The 16,184-nt window shown below is 33.0% G+C and carries 15 protein-coding genes; 6 read left to right on the forward strand and 9 right to left on the reverse strand.

The features are described from left to right. Positions 1-232: 232 nt before the first annotated feature. The 4 genes from Q1A01_RS09590 (at position 233) to Q1A01_RS09605 (ending at position 6,060) form a co-directional block, all read left to right on the forward strand. Entirely contained in the window at positions 233-1,744 is a 1,512-nt protein-coding gene (locus Q1A01_RS09590; protein WP_299679535.1) for an alkaline phosphatase PhoX, read from the forward strand. Positions 1,745-1,818: 74 nt separating this feature from the next. Beyond that, positions 1,819-3,732 carry a cytochrome c peroxidase gene (locus Q1A01_RS09595; RefSeq protein WP_299679538.1) on the forward strand — a complete coding sequence of 638 codons (1,914 nt, stop codon included), beginning with the start codon at positions 1,819-1,821 and terminating at the stop codon, positions 3,730-3,732. A 1,099-nt stretch (positions 3,733-4,831) separates the two neighbouring features. Continuing rightward, positions 4,832-5,440: a hypothetical protein gene (locus Q1A01_RS09600; RefSeq protein ID WP_299679541.1), complete on the forward strand. Its 609-nt coding sequence runs from the start codon at positions 4,832-4,834 to the stop codon at positions 5,438-5,440. Between the two features lie 146 nt (positions 5,441-5,586). Next, positions 5,587-6,060: a hypothetical protein gene (locus Q1A01_RS09605; protein WP_299679545.1), complete on the forward strand. Its 474-nt coding sequence runs from the start codon at positions 5,587-5,589 to the stop codon at positions 6,058-6,060. A gap of 1 nt (position 6,061) precedes the next feature. Here the strand turns inward: Q1A01_RS09605 and Q1A01_RS09610 are convergent, their stop codons facing one another. Together Q1A01_RS09610 and Q1A01_RS09615 are read right to left on the reverse strand one after the other, a co-directional pair. Then, positions 6,062-6,553, reverse strand: a complete 492-nt coding sequence (locus Q1A01_RS09610) for a metallophosphoesterase family protein (RefSeq protein ID WP_299679548.1) — start codon at positions 6,551-6,553, stop codon at positions 6,062-6,064. A 34-nt stretch (positions 6,554-6,587) separates the two neighbouring features. Further along, positions 6,588-7,205: a hypothetical protein gene (locus tag Q1A01_RS09615; protein WP_299679551.1), complete on the reverse strand. Its 618-nt coding sequence runs from the start codon at positions 7,203-7,205 to the stop codon at positions 6,588-6,590. Between the two features lie 90 nt (positions 7,206-7,295). Here Q1A01_RS09615 and truA point away from each other — a divergent pair, with 90 nt between their 5' ends. After that, complete coding sequence (gene truA / locus Q1A01_RS09620; RefSeq protein WP_299679554.1) at positions 7,296-8,054, forward strand: tRNA pseudouridine(38-40) synthase TruA; 759 nt, start codon at positions 7,296-7,298, stop codon at positions 8,052-8,054. Then, on the forward strand, positions 8,054-9,820 hold the full coding sequence (locus Q1A01_RS09625) for an ABC transporter ATP-binding protein (protein WP_299679557.1): 1,767 nt from the start codon (positions 8,054-8,056) through the stop codon (positions 9,818-9,820). The genes truA and Q1A01_RS09625 overlap by 1 nt, the downstream gene beginning before the upstream one ends. A 47-nt stretch (positions 9,821-9,867) precedes the next feature. On the opposite strand, the gene Q1A01_RS09630 is transcribed toward Q1A01_RS09625, so the two are convergent. The 7 genes from Q1A01_RS09630 to Q1A01_RS09660 form a co-directional block, all read right to left on the reverse strand. Then, positions 9,868-10,965, reverse strand: a complete 1,098-nt coding sequence (locus tag Q1A01_RS09630) for a hypothetical protein (RefSeq protein ID WP_299679559.1) — start codon at positions 10,963-10,965, stop codon at positions 9,868-9,870. A gap of 260 nt (positions 10,966-11,225) precedes the next feature. Further along, entirely contained in the window at positions 11,226-12,329 is a 1,104-nt protein-coding gene (locus Q1A01_RS09635; RefSeq protein ID WP_299679561.1) for an adenylate/guanylate cyclase domain-containing protein, read from the reverse strand. Positions 12,330-12,360: 31 nt separating this feature from the next. Continuing rightward, complete coding sequence (locus Q1A01_RS09640; protein ID WP_299679564.1) at positions 12,361-13,314, reverse strand: DUF3667 domain-containing protein; 954 nt, start codon at positions 13,312-13,314, stop codon at positions 12,361-12,363. 47 nt (positions 13,315-13,361) lie between these two features. Next, entirely contained in the window at positions 13,362-14,366 is a 1,005-nt protein-coding gene (locus Q1A01_RS09645; protein ID WP_299679567.1) for a DUF3667 domain-containing protein, read from the reverse strand. Positions 14,367-14,370: 4 nt separating this feature from the next. Next, positions 14,371-15,144 (reverse strand): diadenylate cyclase, encoded by a 774-nt coding sequence (locus Q1A01_RS09650; protein ID WP_299679570.1) that lies wholly within the window; start codon positions 15,142-15,144, stop codon positions 14,371-14,373. Between the two features lie 129 nt (positions 15,145-15,273). Beyond that, positions 15,274-15,486 carry a class I lanthipeptide gene (locus tag Q1A01_RS09655; protein ID WP_299679573.1) on the reverse strand — a complete coding sequence of 71 codons (213 nt, stop codon included), beginning with the start codon at positions 15,484-15,486 and terminating at the stop codon, positions 15,274-15,276. A gap of 128 nt (positions 15,487-15,614) precedes the next feature. Further along, positions 15,615-16,169: a thioredoxin family protein gene (locus Q1A01_RS09660; protein ID WP_299679576.1), complete on the reverse strand. Its 555-nt coding sequence runs from the start codon at positions 16,167-16,169 to the stop codon at positions 15,615-15,617. Positions 16,170-16,184 lie beyond the last annotated feature (15 nt).

The following is a 16,184-nucleotide window of genomic DNA, read 5'->3' on the forward strand; positions in this document are numbered from 1 at the left end:
TAGCTAAGGTTAAATCATTGGTATTTATTCGCATAACAAAATATACATTTTTGTCAACGAATTAGGTAACCTTTACAGAGACGAAGAAGTACCAGCCAAGCAATGGCACGACTTTATTGGATTAACTCCTATCACCGATGAAGATTGTGTAGATGATCCTAATGCCATCGGATGGATTTCTGTAAACCACGAGCGTATTTTATCAGATGATAAGATTGGGGATGGTGGAGGAATGACTTCTTTCCTTCTGGCTCGTGATCCAGGGGATGAGAGTCTTTATGTAATACCTCAAACTCTTGCAGATGGTCGTTCTGGAGAGTTTTTCAACGTTGATTTTAGTGGTGTTGGAGAAACTGGAATGAACTGTGGAGGAATTAACTCTATTGTAGATGGTCGTATCTGGACTGCAGAAGAGTGGTTTAGAACAAGTAATGCTAGTATTTATCAAGAAGGTGCTGGTGTAAGAGATACAGTACCTTACACAATCAAGTATACGTCTTTTGAGATGGCCAACTGGCAAACCATACCTAAATATGAGAACTTTAACTGGATGGTAGAGATTGATCCTCGTGAAGCCAAAGCTATACGTAAGCAATATAACTGGGGACGTCAGCCTTTTGAAGGAGGTACGGTAGCTGCCGACAACCAAACGGTTTATATGGGAGCTGATGCAACACCAGGATTCTTTACTCGATTTACAGCAAATGAACCTGGTGATTTTACAAGCGGCACATTGGAAGTATATAAACATGATGATCCTAACCGTTGGGTAGAAATTGATAATGAAGATTTTGATAAAATGCTAAACTTTGCAGGGGAAGCTGTTACTGCTGGAGCAACTATGTTCAATCGTTTAGAGTGGGTAACTATCGATGCCAATACTGGAAAAATATATATGACAGAAACGGGACGTGACAATCCCGGATCTCGTTGGGAAGATGAGCTTGCAGCAGGAGCTGTTTTTGCACCGCATCATATAGCACGCGCTGCTGATCAGGGAGTTGCTGATCCTGCCGATGCTGAATATTGGGATTATTACGGTCGTGTATTAGAATATGATCCTGCAACAGGTGATGTTCGTGTGTATATAGAAGGCGGACCTTTCTTTGAAGAAAGCCCTGCATTAGCAGAGTACCCCGTAAAACACTTATCTAATCCTGACGGACTTAATGTATTATACACTACTGTAGATAATGAAGAGAGAACATTCCTTTTGGTACAAGAAGATTTGAACGGTACTTCTTTTGGACGCGCTCCAGCTGAATTTCCAGATAACAGAATGTGTGAACTATACCTGTTAGATTTAGAAATTGAAAACCCAGTTTTAGATGATTTGATTCGTTTGACGCAGACCCCTCTTGGTGCAGAAATCACTGGTGCTGTTGGTACGCCCGATGGAAAGTCTATTTTAGTAAACTCACAACACCCTTCTACTTCAAACCCAGCACCATTCAATAATTCATTGACATATGCATTAACTGGATTTGACCGACCTGGGGCTATTGATGCTTTACTTTCTACTCGTGATGTAGAATTTGATGATTCAGGATTTAATATCTATCCAAATCCTGCAGAGCGTATTGTGTATTTTAATCAAACTACAGATGTTGCACTTTATGATATTTTAGGGAAACGTATAGGTGTTTACCGTAATGTAAATGCTATTGACATTTTTAATCTAGCTACAGGGACATATCTATTAAAGACGAAAGAAGGTGAGACTCGCAAACTTATTATAAAATAAATTTAATTATTTGAATTTAGCTTCAGGTGTTCTTTGAGGAGAGCATCTGAAGTTTTTATTAATTACTTGTTATTATGAATGTGCTAAAAAATACAACATTGGTTTTTTTCTTCTTAATGGGTTTCTATCTACTATGGAATAAAGGGGCTCCTGACAATTCTTATTCAGAGAAAGTTATCATTGGAATAAATGCTAAGTTTCAAAATGAATTAACAATATTTGATGAGCAAGCCCAACGATTTAATACTGTTGTTCTGGAAGCACAACCTAACAAAACCAATGAAACTGGGACAATTATTGTTAAATCATATAAAAACCTCAGAAAATCTTTTAAAAAAGTAGAATTTCTGATGGAATATTTAGATAAAGAATCCTTTAATTTCTCCATTAATGGAGCACCATTACCAAAAATTGAAAAAAAAGTACCCGATGTAATTGTCCTTGATCCTAAAGGCCTTCAAGTGATTGACGAATTATTAGCCGAGCCCCTCCATACAGAAAGTCTTAAAGAACTACAATATTATAGTGATAAATTAAGTAAAGACGTTACACGCATACGAAAATATCTTAAAAACAAGACAATTACTGATCGTCAGTTTTTTGAAGCCAGTCGTATAAGTTTAATCCGGTTAACATCCTTAGGAGTTACAGGTTTTGATACCCCAGGTACGCTAGAAGGCATTGCAGATGCAGAAGTAGTTATCAAAAGTTTGCATAGTTACATAGCACCTTATCGATTAGAATTAAAAAATATAGGAAAGTTAACATTAGCTAAAGAATGTGATGCTATTTTAAAAGCAGGAGAAAAACAGTTAAAACATACTACTTTTGACAACTTTGACCGATTAACCTTCATTAGAGAAGTTGTTAACCCCTTATACAAAATCATAAGAGATATTCATTTAGCACTAAATTATGAAACCATAGATGAAGTTACAAAGTATACGCCAGCCACCAATTATATGGCCGATAATCTATTTGGCAAAGATTTCTTAGATCCTTTTTATTATGTGAGTTTAGAACAAGATAAAAACTATAAGGACAAAGAAAATTTAGGGCAAAAATTATTTAATGACACACGTTTATCTCAAAATGGAACTATGGCATGTGCATCTTGTCATAAAAAAGAATTAGCATTTACCGATGGAGAGGCTATTACCTTATCTAATGATGGTTCTCCTTTAAAACGTAACTCTATGACTTTAAATTATTCTGTATTTGCTAAAGGTTATTTTCACGATTTACGTACACACCGTCTCGAAGATCAATTTGAGCATGTCATTGTGAGTAAAGGTGAGTTCAATTCTTCTTACAAAGAAATTATAATCAAACTTAATGCAATTGATGAGTATAAGGACGCTTTCGCGAAAGCGTTCCCAGAAGATAAAGAACCTATAAGCAGACGAAATTTAGATTATGCTTTCACAGCGTATACCATGGGGTTAAACTCCTATACAAATAAATTTGACAGATACTTTAATGGCGAGCCTGTAACATTAACCAAAAAAGAAAAAGAAGGGTTTAATCTTTTCACTGGAAAAGCAGCTTGTGCTACCTGTCATTTTTTACCATTATACAATGGTAGTGTACCTCCTTTTTATCTAGAATCTGAAAGTGAAGTATTAGGCGTACCTGAAACGACTGATGATCCTACGCAAATAGATGATGATTTAGGTCGTATTGCTAATGGAAGACCAAAAGATGGAGCACTACACTATAAAAACTCATTTAAAACACCTACACTACGCAATATTGCGTTAACAGCACCATATATGCACAATGGGGTATTTGCTACGCTAGAAGAAGTAATGGATTTTTATAATAAAGGTGGAGGTGCTGGACAAGGTATGAATATCTCACATCAGACATTAGCTCCAGATCCTTTAGAGCTTACTAATGAGGAAATAGATGCCATCATTGACTTTATGGAAGCACTTACCGATGAAGAGTTTAAGCCTTTTATAAAAACTATAACTGAAACTAATTAAACTACCTCAAAGCAAATCCAAGAGGCATTGAAAAGAAACTGAATTTTAACCCGTATTATGCAATAGAAAATCTATTCCGTCTTGAAACTGCTGTAAAATATATCACTGCGCTAGGTTTTTAAGCTTAACTATAGCGATGCTATGTTAAAACTCAGAAAACATCATATTCCATTGCTGTTTCAACCCTCATAACGAAGTTCAATTGCATAATACGGGTTTAATTTTGAAGTAAGACTCGGCGTATTAAATCCTTTGGTAGTGTCAATATAAATCTATTACTAAATGATAATAGATAGTCTAATAAAAAGATAATGAGTTAAGATGTAATCATTGATAAATGAGCATCAATTTTAGGGAAAAATTGATTATTTTTTAGTGTGATTTAAAAAGGTCATCCTTTAATCCTTCAAGTTTTCAACTTACTATAAAAGAGGTGGCTAAATTTAAAAAAATACATTTTTAGTAATTATGTTTCTTCTAGAGAAAGTGTAAAAAAGAAATATTTTTATAATACTACAGGACAGTTAAACTGGAAAAAAATAGTACATAACACATAGCGTAAAACAAGCCCTAAAATTGAAATAGAGTGATTATCTCATAGCCGACTCTCACTCTATTTCGTAACAGATACGTATGTTAATCCTACTTAACTACACTTTATATTACATATCCGTTTTTCATTTTTCATGACATAGCGTTTAAACATGTATAGTTATTTTTCTATACTAAAAATAGCATAAATCAAACGTCATTCAGTAAATAACGATAAAGTATTACGTCACAAATGGGTTCATTATATACATACAAACGATTCGTTATCTATACCATTCAAAAACCAATAGTTAGACATATATGTATGATCACTACCCATGTAGTTTATAAACTAGAGATAGCTGTTTCCAATATCAAAGATGTATAGAAAACCAAAATTATATTTGAGAATACACTGAGGTAATTACAACAAAAAGCTTTCTTTTTAATTCCTATTTCTTTTTCAAATTCTTTAGTGATAAGAATACATATTCGTATTTAGTTTATTACATTGCTCATTATAAAACGTGTAGATACGCTACACCTCACTAATACGAATCAGAAAATCATGCAAAACATTCAATTCCCAGTTAATTTCGAATTTAATATTTCAACCCTAGCAAATGACTTTAAAGCTACAGACGCAAGCGGAAAAACCATTGCCTATGTTAGACAGAAAATGTTTAAGCTTAAGGAGGATATTCAAATATTTAGTGACGACTCAAAAACAAAGGTGAATTATAGAATTAAAGCTGATAAATGGTTAGATTTTTCTACAGCATATTCTTTTTATGATGAAAGCACCGAAAATAAAGGTAAAAGCTTTGGGAAAGTAGTACGTAAAGGCTGGAAATCTATTTGGAAGGCAGAATATCAAATTATTGACGAAAACGAAAAACAACAATATACCGTGAGTGAAGAAAATGCTTGGGTAAAAGTAGGAGATTCATTATTAGGTCAAATTCCTATACTTAGCATCTTTACAGGATATCTCTTTAACCCTTCATATATTGTTGTAGATATAAATGGTAATCAAATTATTAGATTAAAGAAACAAGCATCTTTCTTTGGAAGAAAGTTTGAATTATCTAAATTAGGTGAGATGGATGCAGACGATGATGATAGAGTGATGCTTAGCTTAATGATGATGATTTTATTAGAACGAAGAAGAGGATAATCTTCCATAAAACATACATATCTCATAGCCATTCTTATATCGTTATGAGATGTGTAAACTAACTAGAAAGGTATGATTACTCATTCATTATTGCACTAGCGTCTCTATTCAGGTATACTTGTAGTAAAGATATATATACTACTACAATGAAAGCAAAACTAATCATACTGATTTCTCTAATCATCTTATCTTCTTGTAAAACGCAAAGTTATAGAGAGAAGTTTTCTTATTATTTTGATTTATCTGACCAATTACTTTTCATAGAAAGTAACATCATTAATTCTGATACAAATACATTTAGCATTGATATTCATTCTAGAAGTTGTTATTCTATAAATACTCTTATATCTAATTTTGAAATAAGTGTTGACTCTGTAAAAATCAAAACCATTAGAGAAACTAATTTTAAAAAAATAGTTGATACTTCATTTACGGTCTCTAAAAAGAAAATCTTAGAAGAGATTAATTATCAAAAAGAAAATGCCAAAGACATTATAGTTGTAGCCGGATACTATCAGCATATCCAAATTTCTCGTGATAACAAAGCCATACGATATCCAACAACAAAGGTTGCAGATTATTTAATTGAATATTTAGAAACTGGAGAAAATCATCAATAAATCATCGATCCACCTGAATGACCTCTAAGTTATCAATCTTCCCAGCATCTATCGTAAAACGTAACATCGTACGTACTTTATGAAAACCATGTTTCCCTATCGCACCTGGGTTCATGTGGAGTAAACCTAGTTTCTTATCGGGCATTACTTTTAGAATATGACTATGTCCACAAATAAATAATTTAGGCGGATTTGCTCGTATTTCTTCTCTAATTGCTGGAGAATAACGTCCTGGATAACCACCTATATGCGTAATCCAAACATCAACTCCTTCGCATACAAAACGATTATTTAACGGAAACTCTTGACGTGCTTCGGTATCATCTATATTTCCAAAAACAGCACGTAAAGGCTTGATTTTTTGAAGCGCATCAGTCACTTTTAAATCCCCAATATCACCCGCATGCCATACCTCATCGGCTTGTTGGGCATGATCGAGTATGTGATTATCTATATGACTATGGGTATCGCTAAGAAGAAGGATTTTTTTCAAGAACTTTAATTTTAATACGAATTAAATATAGCTGTTATTTTATAATAATTTGTGACTCACATTGTGCTCGTATATTGGCAGCCATTTGAGCGCTAAAATTAATCCAAAAATCAAAATCATATTCCGCATAGATACTCCATTCTTTACCACTATCATGCGTGATTATACAAGCAGCATATGTGCCATATTGATATATTGATATTTTTTTAATTGGATCTTTGAATCCCCAAATATTACATCGTACCATTCCAAACCCATCACCATGAGTATCTAAAAATGTATTCTTTATCTCATGTATAGTATTTCCTTTCATAGTTTTTTGAGACATTGCTTCATCAAAAAACCTTGTATCCTCTATAATAGGATTAAAATCTGGAAGAATAGGATTGGTTACCCAAAAAGGAGCCCAATCCTCTATAGGTTCATCAGGCCCAGGAGAAAGTGTCACCCATTTTCTTATTCCTGAATCATCTTCAACCCTTAAATTTAATTCATATGATGAATAAAAATGTCCATAATCCTGATTATAAAATGTTACATCAGGATATGACTCACTACTAGATATTCTTAAATTAGGGATGAGTCCAAATTCAATTGTTTGCCCTATGAGATCTTGAAGAATATCTTTATGTCTATCTAAAATTAATTTCATCTTGTTCTATAAGGTATAAGCAACTTACTTTGTTTATTATGTTTTTATACGCTTTCGCGAAAGCGTATATTTGCTCAAAAATAATACACTTTGCGGTATTTTATACAACTATCTTATAACGGAACTCCATATCATGGATGGCAACGCCAACCCAATGCAGTTACAGTGCAACAAACCATCGAAGAAGCACTATCTACATTGTTACGCACACCTACGACCATTATGGGTGCTGGACGTACAGATACGGGTGTACATGCCCAGATGATGTATGCACATGTAGATATGGGAGATACCGATTTTGATAAAGCGGATATAACAAAACTCACCTACAAATTAAATAGTTTTTTACCCCCAAGTATTGCGATTATAAAAATTATTCCTGTAACAGCAGCGGCACATGCTCGTTTTGACGCAACACATAGATCTTACATTTATAGAGTGAGTCCTAGTAAAAACCCATTTACACAAGAGCGTGCTTTTTATTATAAAATTCCGTTAGATGTAGAACGCATGCAAGAAGCTTCAGATATCTTATTAACATATTCAGATTTTGAGTGTTTTAGCAGATCAAATACAGATGTCAACACGTATCTTTGTGATATAAAAGAAGCATCTTGGTCTCAAGTAGATGATGAATATCATTTTAAAATCACAGCAGATCGATTTCTACGTAATATGGTACGTGCTGTGGTAGGTACACTTATAGAAATAGGACAGGGTAAAAAAACTGTTTCTTGGATGCATGAAGTGATTAAAGGTAAAAATAGAAGTCTTGCTGGTGCTTCTGCTCCTGCACATGGATTATACTTAACGGATATTGGATATCCTAAACATATATTTATAGATTAATGTCTACAACCAAAGGAAAAGCTTTTGATACAAAACTATTTAAAAGGTTATTGCAGTTTGCAAAACCTTATAAATGGCAATTATATCTAGCCGCCATTGGTGCTATACTGCTATCTTTATTTGCAGCATTACGTCCTAATTTTATGGAGAAAGCCATTGATATAGGAATTAGCAATAAAGAACCTGATAGTTTACTTTATTATATTGTTTTAATGGGGATTGTGCTTTTAGGTCAAGTTATTTTTAGGCTTTTATTTATTTACTATTCTAATTGGATTGGACAACAAGTTATACGTGATATACGTGTAAAACTGTTTAAGCATATGTTGCGTTTTAAGATGCAATATTATGATACTTCTGCTGTGGGAAGATTGGTAACTAGAGCTGTAGGTGATATAGAAACGATCGCTAGTATTTTTAGTCAAGGATTATTTATGATCATTGCTGATTTACTTACAATGACCGTTGTTTTAGGGTTTATGTTCTGGAAAAGCTGGCAACTTACACTTATTGTACTTGCTATTTTTCCTATTATATTATATGCAACACGTGTTTTTCAACGAGCAATGAAAGTTGCTTTTGAAGAAGTACGCACACAGGTTTCTAATCTAAATACATTTGTACAAGAGCGTGTTACTGGGATGAAAATCGTACAGATTTTTAATCGTGAAGCTATAGAACATAAGAAATTTGGAGCTATTAATAAAAAACACATGGATGCCTGGAATAAAACGGTATGGTATAACGCTATCTTTTTCCCTATTGCAGAAATGTGTACTTCTATTACTATTGGACTTATCGTATGGTATGGAGGTTTACAGGTTGCAGAATCTGACGCTATTACCATTGGAGTGATCACCGCATTTATAAGTTATATTCAAATGCTATTTACACCATTACGCCAAATAGCAGATAAGTTTAATACGCTTCAAATGGGAATGGTAGCTGCGAGTCGTGTTTTTGATATTTTAGATACTGAGTCTAAAATTACTGATGTAGGTACCAAAGAACTTACTGATATACGAGGAGAAATTACATTTGAAAATGTACGTTTTAGTTATATTTCTGATGAAGAAGTATTAAAAGGAGTTTCTTTTACCGCACAACCAGGGCAGACTATTGCCATTGTAGGATCTACTGGAGCTGGAAAGTCTACCATTATTAATCTATTAAGTCGTTTTTATGAGATAGACAGTGGTACAATTTCTATAGACAATACTTCTATCGCTGATATAAAGTTGACTCAGCTACGTAAAGAAATCGCTGTGGTACTTCAAGATGTTTTCTTGTTTGCAGATTCTATCCTTAATAATATCACATTGAATGATCCTAGTATTTCTGAAGAAACTGTAATTGCATCAGCAAAAGAAATTGGTGTTCATAAGTTTATATCTAGCCTTCCAGATGGTTATCATTATAATGTAAAAGAACGAGGTGCCATGCTCTCTAGTGGTCAGCGACAGCTTATTGCTTTTTTACGTGCCTATGTAAGTAATCCTTCTATTCTTATATTAGATGAAGCGACATCTTCTGTAGATTCGTATAGTGAACAGCTTATTCAGAAAGCTATCGGTAAGATTACCAAAGGACGTACTTCTATCGTAATTGCACATCGTCTCGCTACTATAAAAAAAGCAGACGTCATTATGGTTATGGATAAAGGAACAGTAATAGAAAAAGGAACCCATAAAGAACTCCTTAAAAAGAAAGATGGTCATTACTTAGCGCTTTATGAGGCGCAATTTACAGAGGCTGAAGTAATTTAATAAATACTACTCTCAAATTAATTCAAGAGTAGTATTTAAACTTACTTTTATTTTAAATATAAAATATCTACTCCAGAAGCACTTGTAGATCCGCTAGCATTTAAATTCCCAGACCAGTTTAATCCAAAATTATCACTATAAGCATAACGTACATTATTACCTGATTCTGCTTCATAAGCTATGACTAATCTATTACTTCCATTTGATGCAATAGATACATTATTATCAGTTTTCACATCGATATTATTAACCCTCACTTTTCTAAAAGTTCCAAAGTTAGACAGATTAAGCGTTGTTGATGATATAATCGTAGCAGCTGTAGTCACAATATGATTCGTACTAGTTCTAATGACGATTTGATAATGTTTAAAACCAGATTGATCAATTGGATTTTGTGTAATTGAAATAGAACGAGGAACACCCGTACCAGCAGGTAATTGTATATTTTGAGTACTATAATCTACAAAATTGACTCCATTACCACTAGCTTTTACAATGAGTTGATTATTATTGACTGCCACCATATATACACGTTGATTCCCAAAAATATCATCCACCGCTATAAAATCAAAATCATTATAAGTAGGTGAATTTGCTAGTTCTCTATTTGGAGACCAATTAAATGTAGTTCCATTCAAAACACTGTAAAACATTCTTGAATTACCCGAAGTTTTACCTCTATGGTATACGTAAAGGTTACCATCAAATCCCAGCATACTAAAAGTACCATTTGTTTGCGCACCTGGCACTACTCTTTCTGGACCAAACCTATTTCCATCAAGAGATATTCCATAATATATTTTTTTTGTATTTCTTCTACCTACGTAAGCAACCGCTACTCTTTCAAAAAATTGAGCCGACTTCACAGTAGATTTAGTTAATCCTAAGTCATTAAGTCGAGTACTACTAGACCAACCGCTTGTACCAGTAGTACTATGCGATGTATATATATTATCTCTTGTTCTTCCTCTATGAAAATATTGAAATCTATCTGGAAGTATTGTATTCCTTGTTGTATTAGCCACTAAATTAGAAGAAGTAATTTCTTCTTGACTTTCTTCTAAATCATTTTGACATGAAAATAAAAATAGCATACTACATATTGAAAATGCTACGTATCTAAAATTTAAAAATTGATTTTTCATTTCTTATTTTTTTGAAAGCGTTGTCATTGTACCAAATTCATCTTCAGCATATTAACATACGATTCGATTATTACAATGTGTTAACTACCTGTTCGAACAATTCAAAAATAAAATCACAAAACATTGAAAAACAACTAATTAACATGCTAAAAAAGCAAGATTCAAGAATATCGAGTAACATCTGATAAAGTTTTACCAGATCTGGGATTTTCAAATAAAAAGTATTGAAATCAAAGATAATATTATCTAAAAATTAAACCTTAAGTAATATGCTCTCTATAGGTTACTAGTGTCATTTCTTCAGATTTACCACGAAGCTGTACACTTCCAATAGTTTCTTTTGTGAGTCCTTCAGGAAGTTGATATAGAATATCGGCAAACTCACTTGACACCAAAATATCAACATTATTTTCATTACATTTTGCCTGAATACGAGCTGTTGTATTAAGTACATCACCAGAAAAAGCAATATCGCGTTTAATTCTTCCAAGCTCCCCTACCATAACAGCTCCATAATGAAGCCCTACTTTAAATACAGGTAAATAGCCATATGTTTTGGTATAATAAGCTTCTCGATGTGAGATTACTCCTCGCATTCTATAGTAACAACGTAGTGCATTTCCTTTTTTAAGTCCATTTTTCATCTTCCAAGTAACTACGACCTCATCACCCACATACTGATATACCTCTCCTTGAGATTGCTGAATGGGAGCGGCTATATCTTCAAAAAAATCTTTTAAAAAATGAAAATATTTTTCTTCTCCTAAAGCTTCTGCAATTCCAGTAGCATTACGTATATCTGCAAACATAAAAATACGACGCTCTCTTTTTGGTCTAAAATACTTTCCTTTCAAATAGTCAGGAAAAACTCCAGGTCCGTACTTATCATTTACCATAAAAATAACTACTGTGCTTAATACTATAAACAACCAAATAATAATATTTTTCATAAAGAGCCAACTCTGAAAAAATACTTTTACTTCAGTAATTACTTCTTGACTATGAAATGGTTTTCCAATATAATCACTGTAGTAAAAAACACTCCCTATCAAGCTAATTATCAATGCTACTATAATATAAGTAAGTGCGATTACAACAAGAGCTCTTCCAAAAGCATACTTTCTTAGGCTACGTTCCATAAAGTTAAGCGTAACTGTACCTCCAATAAGCCCTGCAATTATAGACACTAAAAGACTGGCTCTAAAAGCTATGGTAAAATCATATTCTGAAGTCAATGCATTATTTTCTACCAATGTCAAATACTCATATAAAAACAGCGAATTAAAAATAAGAACCCAAGCAAATAGTACCCAAAAGGCTCTTTTTGTATAATACCAAAATTCTTCTTTAGAAAATTTACGCATATTTTTTTGCTTTCGCGAAAGCGTACTCTTATTAAATACTATCTCGTATAACTTTAATAGTCTCTCTTATGGTGTCACCACTTATGGAGTCTTTAAGCGCTTTTGCTGCTTTTTGAGCTTCGGCTTGTTCTTTTATTAATTTAAAAAACTCTGTATCATTTAATGCGCCAGACTTAGCCATAAAATAACCTGCTACAGCTACAACAATAAAAAATAAAACTGTAATAACTCCTCCTATCAAAAAGAAAAGACCTGTTTTTAACACCAAAGCACCTGAATCTAACTTAAATAATTTTTTCAATACATACGCCATATAAGCAATAGTGACCAATGGTGAAATCATACCATATATCTGAACTAATGTTTGATTCCATATCACAAACAATCCAAAGATTGTGGTTATTAATGCTATATGTGAATACCCATATAAATAAATCACAAAATGCTCTACAAGATTATATTTCTTATAATTCCAAAATACGATTTTAGAAATCAGTGCTAATACTGGAATCATGGCAAAATATACTATAGATTGATTTTCCATGAGCATACTCATCCATTTAGAGATGAAAGATTTCTGGAATTCTGCTGTTGCACTACCATCATAAAAACTAGTCTGAGCTTGTATCATGTCTTCCATAAACCAGTGCTTTATTACAAAAGCATATATTCCTGCTACGGTAAGTGCGACAGCAAAATAGCTAAATGCAGGAAGGTATTTTTTACGCATTCCCTTCATATAACCCCCTATCACATCTTCAGGTCTTCGAAAAAGTGATAAGAACGTTCTTAAAAATGCATTTTCGATATTTAAAAAGCGATCTACAAAATCTTCAAAAAGGTTACGCCAAGTGATCCTATTATACATACGTTTCCCTCCACAATTAGGGCAAAACCGCTGATCTAATGCAAGATGGTTTTCACAATTAATACAGATATCACTTACTTCAAGAAGTTCTTGTTTACGTTTGGATACTTTCCCCATAGGAATATGGCTTGATCAGTTAGTAATGGCAAGTTACTATAATGTTACTAGCTTCCCAAAAGTAAGATTGTATCCTTTACGCTTTTTGTTAACTGTTTTATGCTATCTACTTTGAGACTATCTATAGCAACTTTACTAGCTTCTTTTAATGTCTTCTGACTTTCTTGTACATCTTTTATTTTTTCTATAAAAGTATCAAAGACACCTAATTCATATAAGATCCAACCACTTAAACCAAAAAATACAAGCCCTAAAACAAAAAACACAACACCAAAGAGTAATGTCTTAAGGATAATTTTTTCTATAGTTAAATTAAAAAGACGTGTCAGTACATAAGCGGTATAACCCACATATAAAAACATGAGTAGAGGACTAATAATTACCTGAGCAATACTAGACCAAATGAAAATAATCCCAATGATAGAAGCAATGATTTGTGTGTGGGAGTAGACGTATAAATAAATAACCACATGTTCTATAAAGTTATATTTTTTATAATTCCAAAAAACAAGTTTTGATACTAATGCATAAAACGGGATATTAAAAAAAGTCAAAATAGATTGGTATTCAAATATCCAATTCATCATCTGTTTAGTTGCTTGCACTGTATCATCTACATTAACATCATTGGCAGCATTTATACTCTCTCTAAACATATCGTCTGTAAGAAACCATTTTCTAAAAACAAATGTATACAGTCCTGTAATTGTAAGGGATATTGCAAAATAACTAAAAGCAGATAAGTAACGCTTCCGCATTCCGTCTATATATCCTCCTACAACATCTTCTGGTTTTTTAAAAAGCGTAAAAAAGGTTTTAAGGAAGTTATTTTCGATATTCAGAAAGCGATCTACAAAGTCTTCTGTAAGATTACTCCAGTTTAGTCTATTATACATTCTTTTGGCTCCGCATTGCGGACAGTATGCTTGATCTAGGTTCAACTGTGAATTACAGTTTTTGCAGGTATCAGAAATAACACTAAGTTGTTCTCGTTTCTTCTTAGGTTGCTTAATTACTTTTTCTTTTTCTTCTGGGAGTAATTGTTCTTCCATAAGCTTAGCTTAAATCTAATGTAATTAACTCTCGTAATTCATCTATCGTTTTGTAACGTACAAACTCGCCATTCTTTACATAACTGATATCTCCAGACTCTTCGCTTACCACTAATGCTAATGCATCTGTTTTTTCTGTAATACCAAAAGCGGCTCTATGACGAAGTCCAAACCGTAAAGGAATATTACGTTCTTGTGTTACAGGTAAAATCACTCTCGTAGCAGTAATCGTATTATTTTCTATAATCATAGCGCCATCATGCAATGTAGAGTTTTTGTAAAATACACTCTCTATGATAGGTCTATTAACCTCAATTCCCATAGCATCTCCTGTTGCTTTTACAAATTCTAAACTTGTTGTTCTTCGTATTACAATGAGTGCTCCTGTACGTACACTTCCCATATTTACACAAGCATCTAAAATGGCATTAACATCTATATCTAAAATAGTATCACCTTTAGAAAACTGAAAATTCTTAAAAACTCCTTTCCCTCTTAGATTTGTACTCCCGATCATCAATAGAAACTTGCGTATTTCTTGTTGAAAAACAACAATTAAAACTAGCATTCCTGCATCGATAAACTCTCCAAGAATGGTACTGAGCAATTCCATTTTAAGAAGCTCAATAAGTTTCCATATCAAATAAACAACAACTATCCCTATAAAAATGTTGATAGCCACTGTTCCTTTTACTAATTTATAGACATAATACAGTAATGTTGTCACCAGTACTATATCTATAATATCAAGAATGCGGATGTTTTCAAATATTTCCAAAAAGTGTGCTTTGTAGTAAAAGTAAAGGAAAAAATGACATCCTAAAACTGAACACGAAAAAAAACCGTTTTTAGGGATTTAAAAACGGTTTAAATTACAAAAGTTGAATGTTATTTAAACATTCATGATTTAACAGTTAGCACACGTAGCCTTAACAGGTCCGTCATACACAGTAGATATGCAAGTGTCAGTAAGACACACCTCATTACTTAAATCTGTTATAAATTCAATCATAGGTGTAATTGTTGTATTAGCAGTAACCCCTCCATTAATTTGCGTTTGTTGCAACTTTGAGATAACCATTTTGTTAAGACTCAAAGACTTTAATTTCTTTTTTTTCATTTAAACTTATATGTATTGTATTGAATAGGTCTTTCCTATTTTATAATAAGCAGTTCCTTTCCTATTACTTTTGTTACCCTAAATAAGATTAGAAGAATCAGTTTAAACAAATAGTAAGAGTGCAACAATTACTTCCATTTGATACCACACCCCATACTTGGTTTTTGGATCATTGTTTGTGGTCTACTATTAAATACATTATCTAAAGCCTCTCTTAAGTCACGGCCGTTTACTGGGATTCCATTTCCTGGTCGAGAAGCATCGAGTTGTCCTCGATAAACTAAAGTGTCATTTGCTCCAAAAAGATAAAAATCAGGAGTACATGCAGCGTCATAAGCTTTTGCTACTTCTTGCGTCTCATCAAATAAATATGGGAATGTAAAATTATTTTTTCGTGCATTATCCCACATAGCTGTAGGTCCATCTTGCGGGTACTTGACAATATCATTACTACTTATCGCCACAAAACCAAAACCTAATACTCTATAATCATTAGCTATTCTTACAATTTCATCTATCACATGTATTACAAAGGGACAGTGATTACAAATAAACATCACTACAGTACCACGTTCTCCCCTTATATCTGCATAACTACATTGTTGATTTGTAATGCTATCTATAAGTTTAAAATCGGGAGCTTTTGTACCTAGCTCAATCATATTTGAAGGTGTAAGTGCCATAGTCTTTTTATATTA

The sequence above is a fragment of the uncultured Dokdonia sp. genome, from assembly GCF_947492815.1.
Lineage (GTDB): Bacteria > Bacteroidota > Bacteroidia > Flavobacteriales > Flavobacteriaceae > Dokdonia.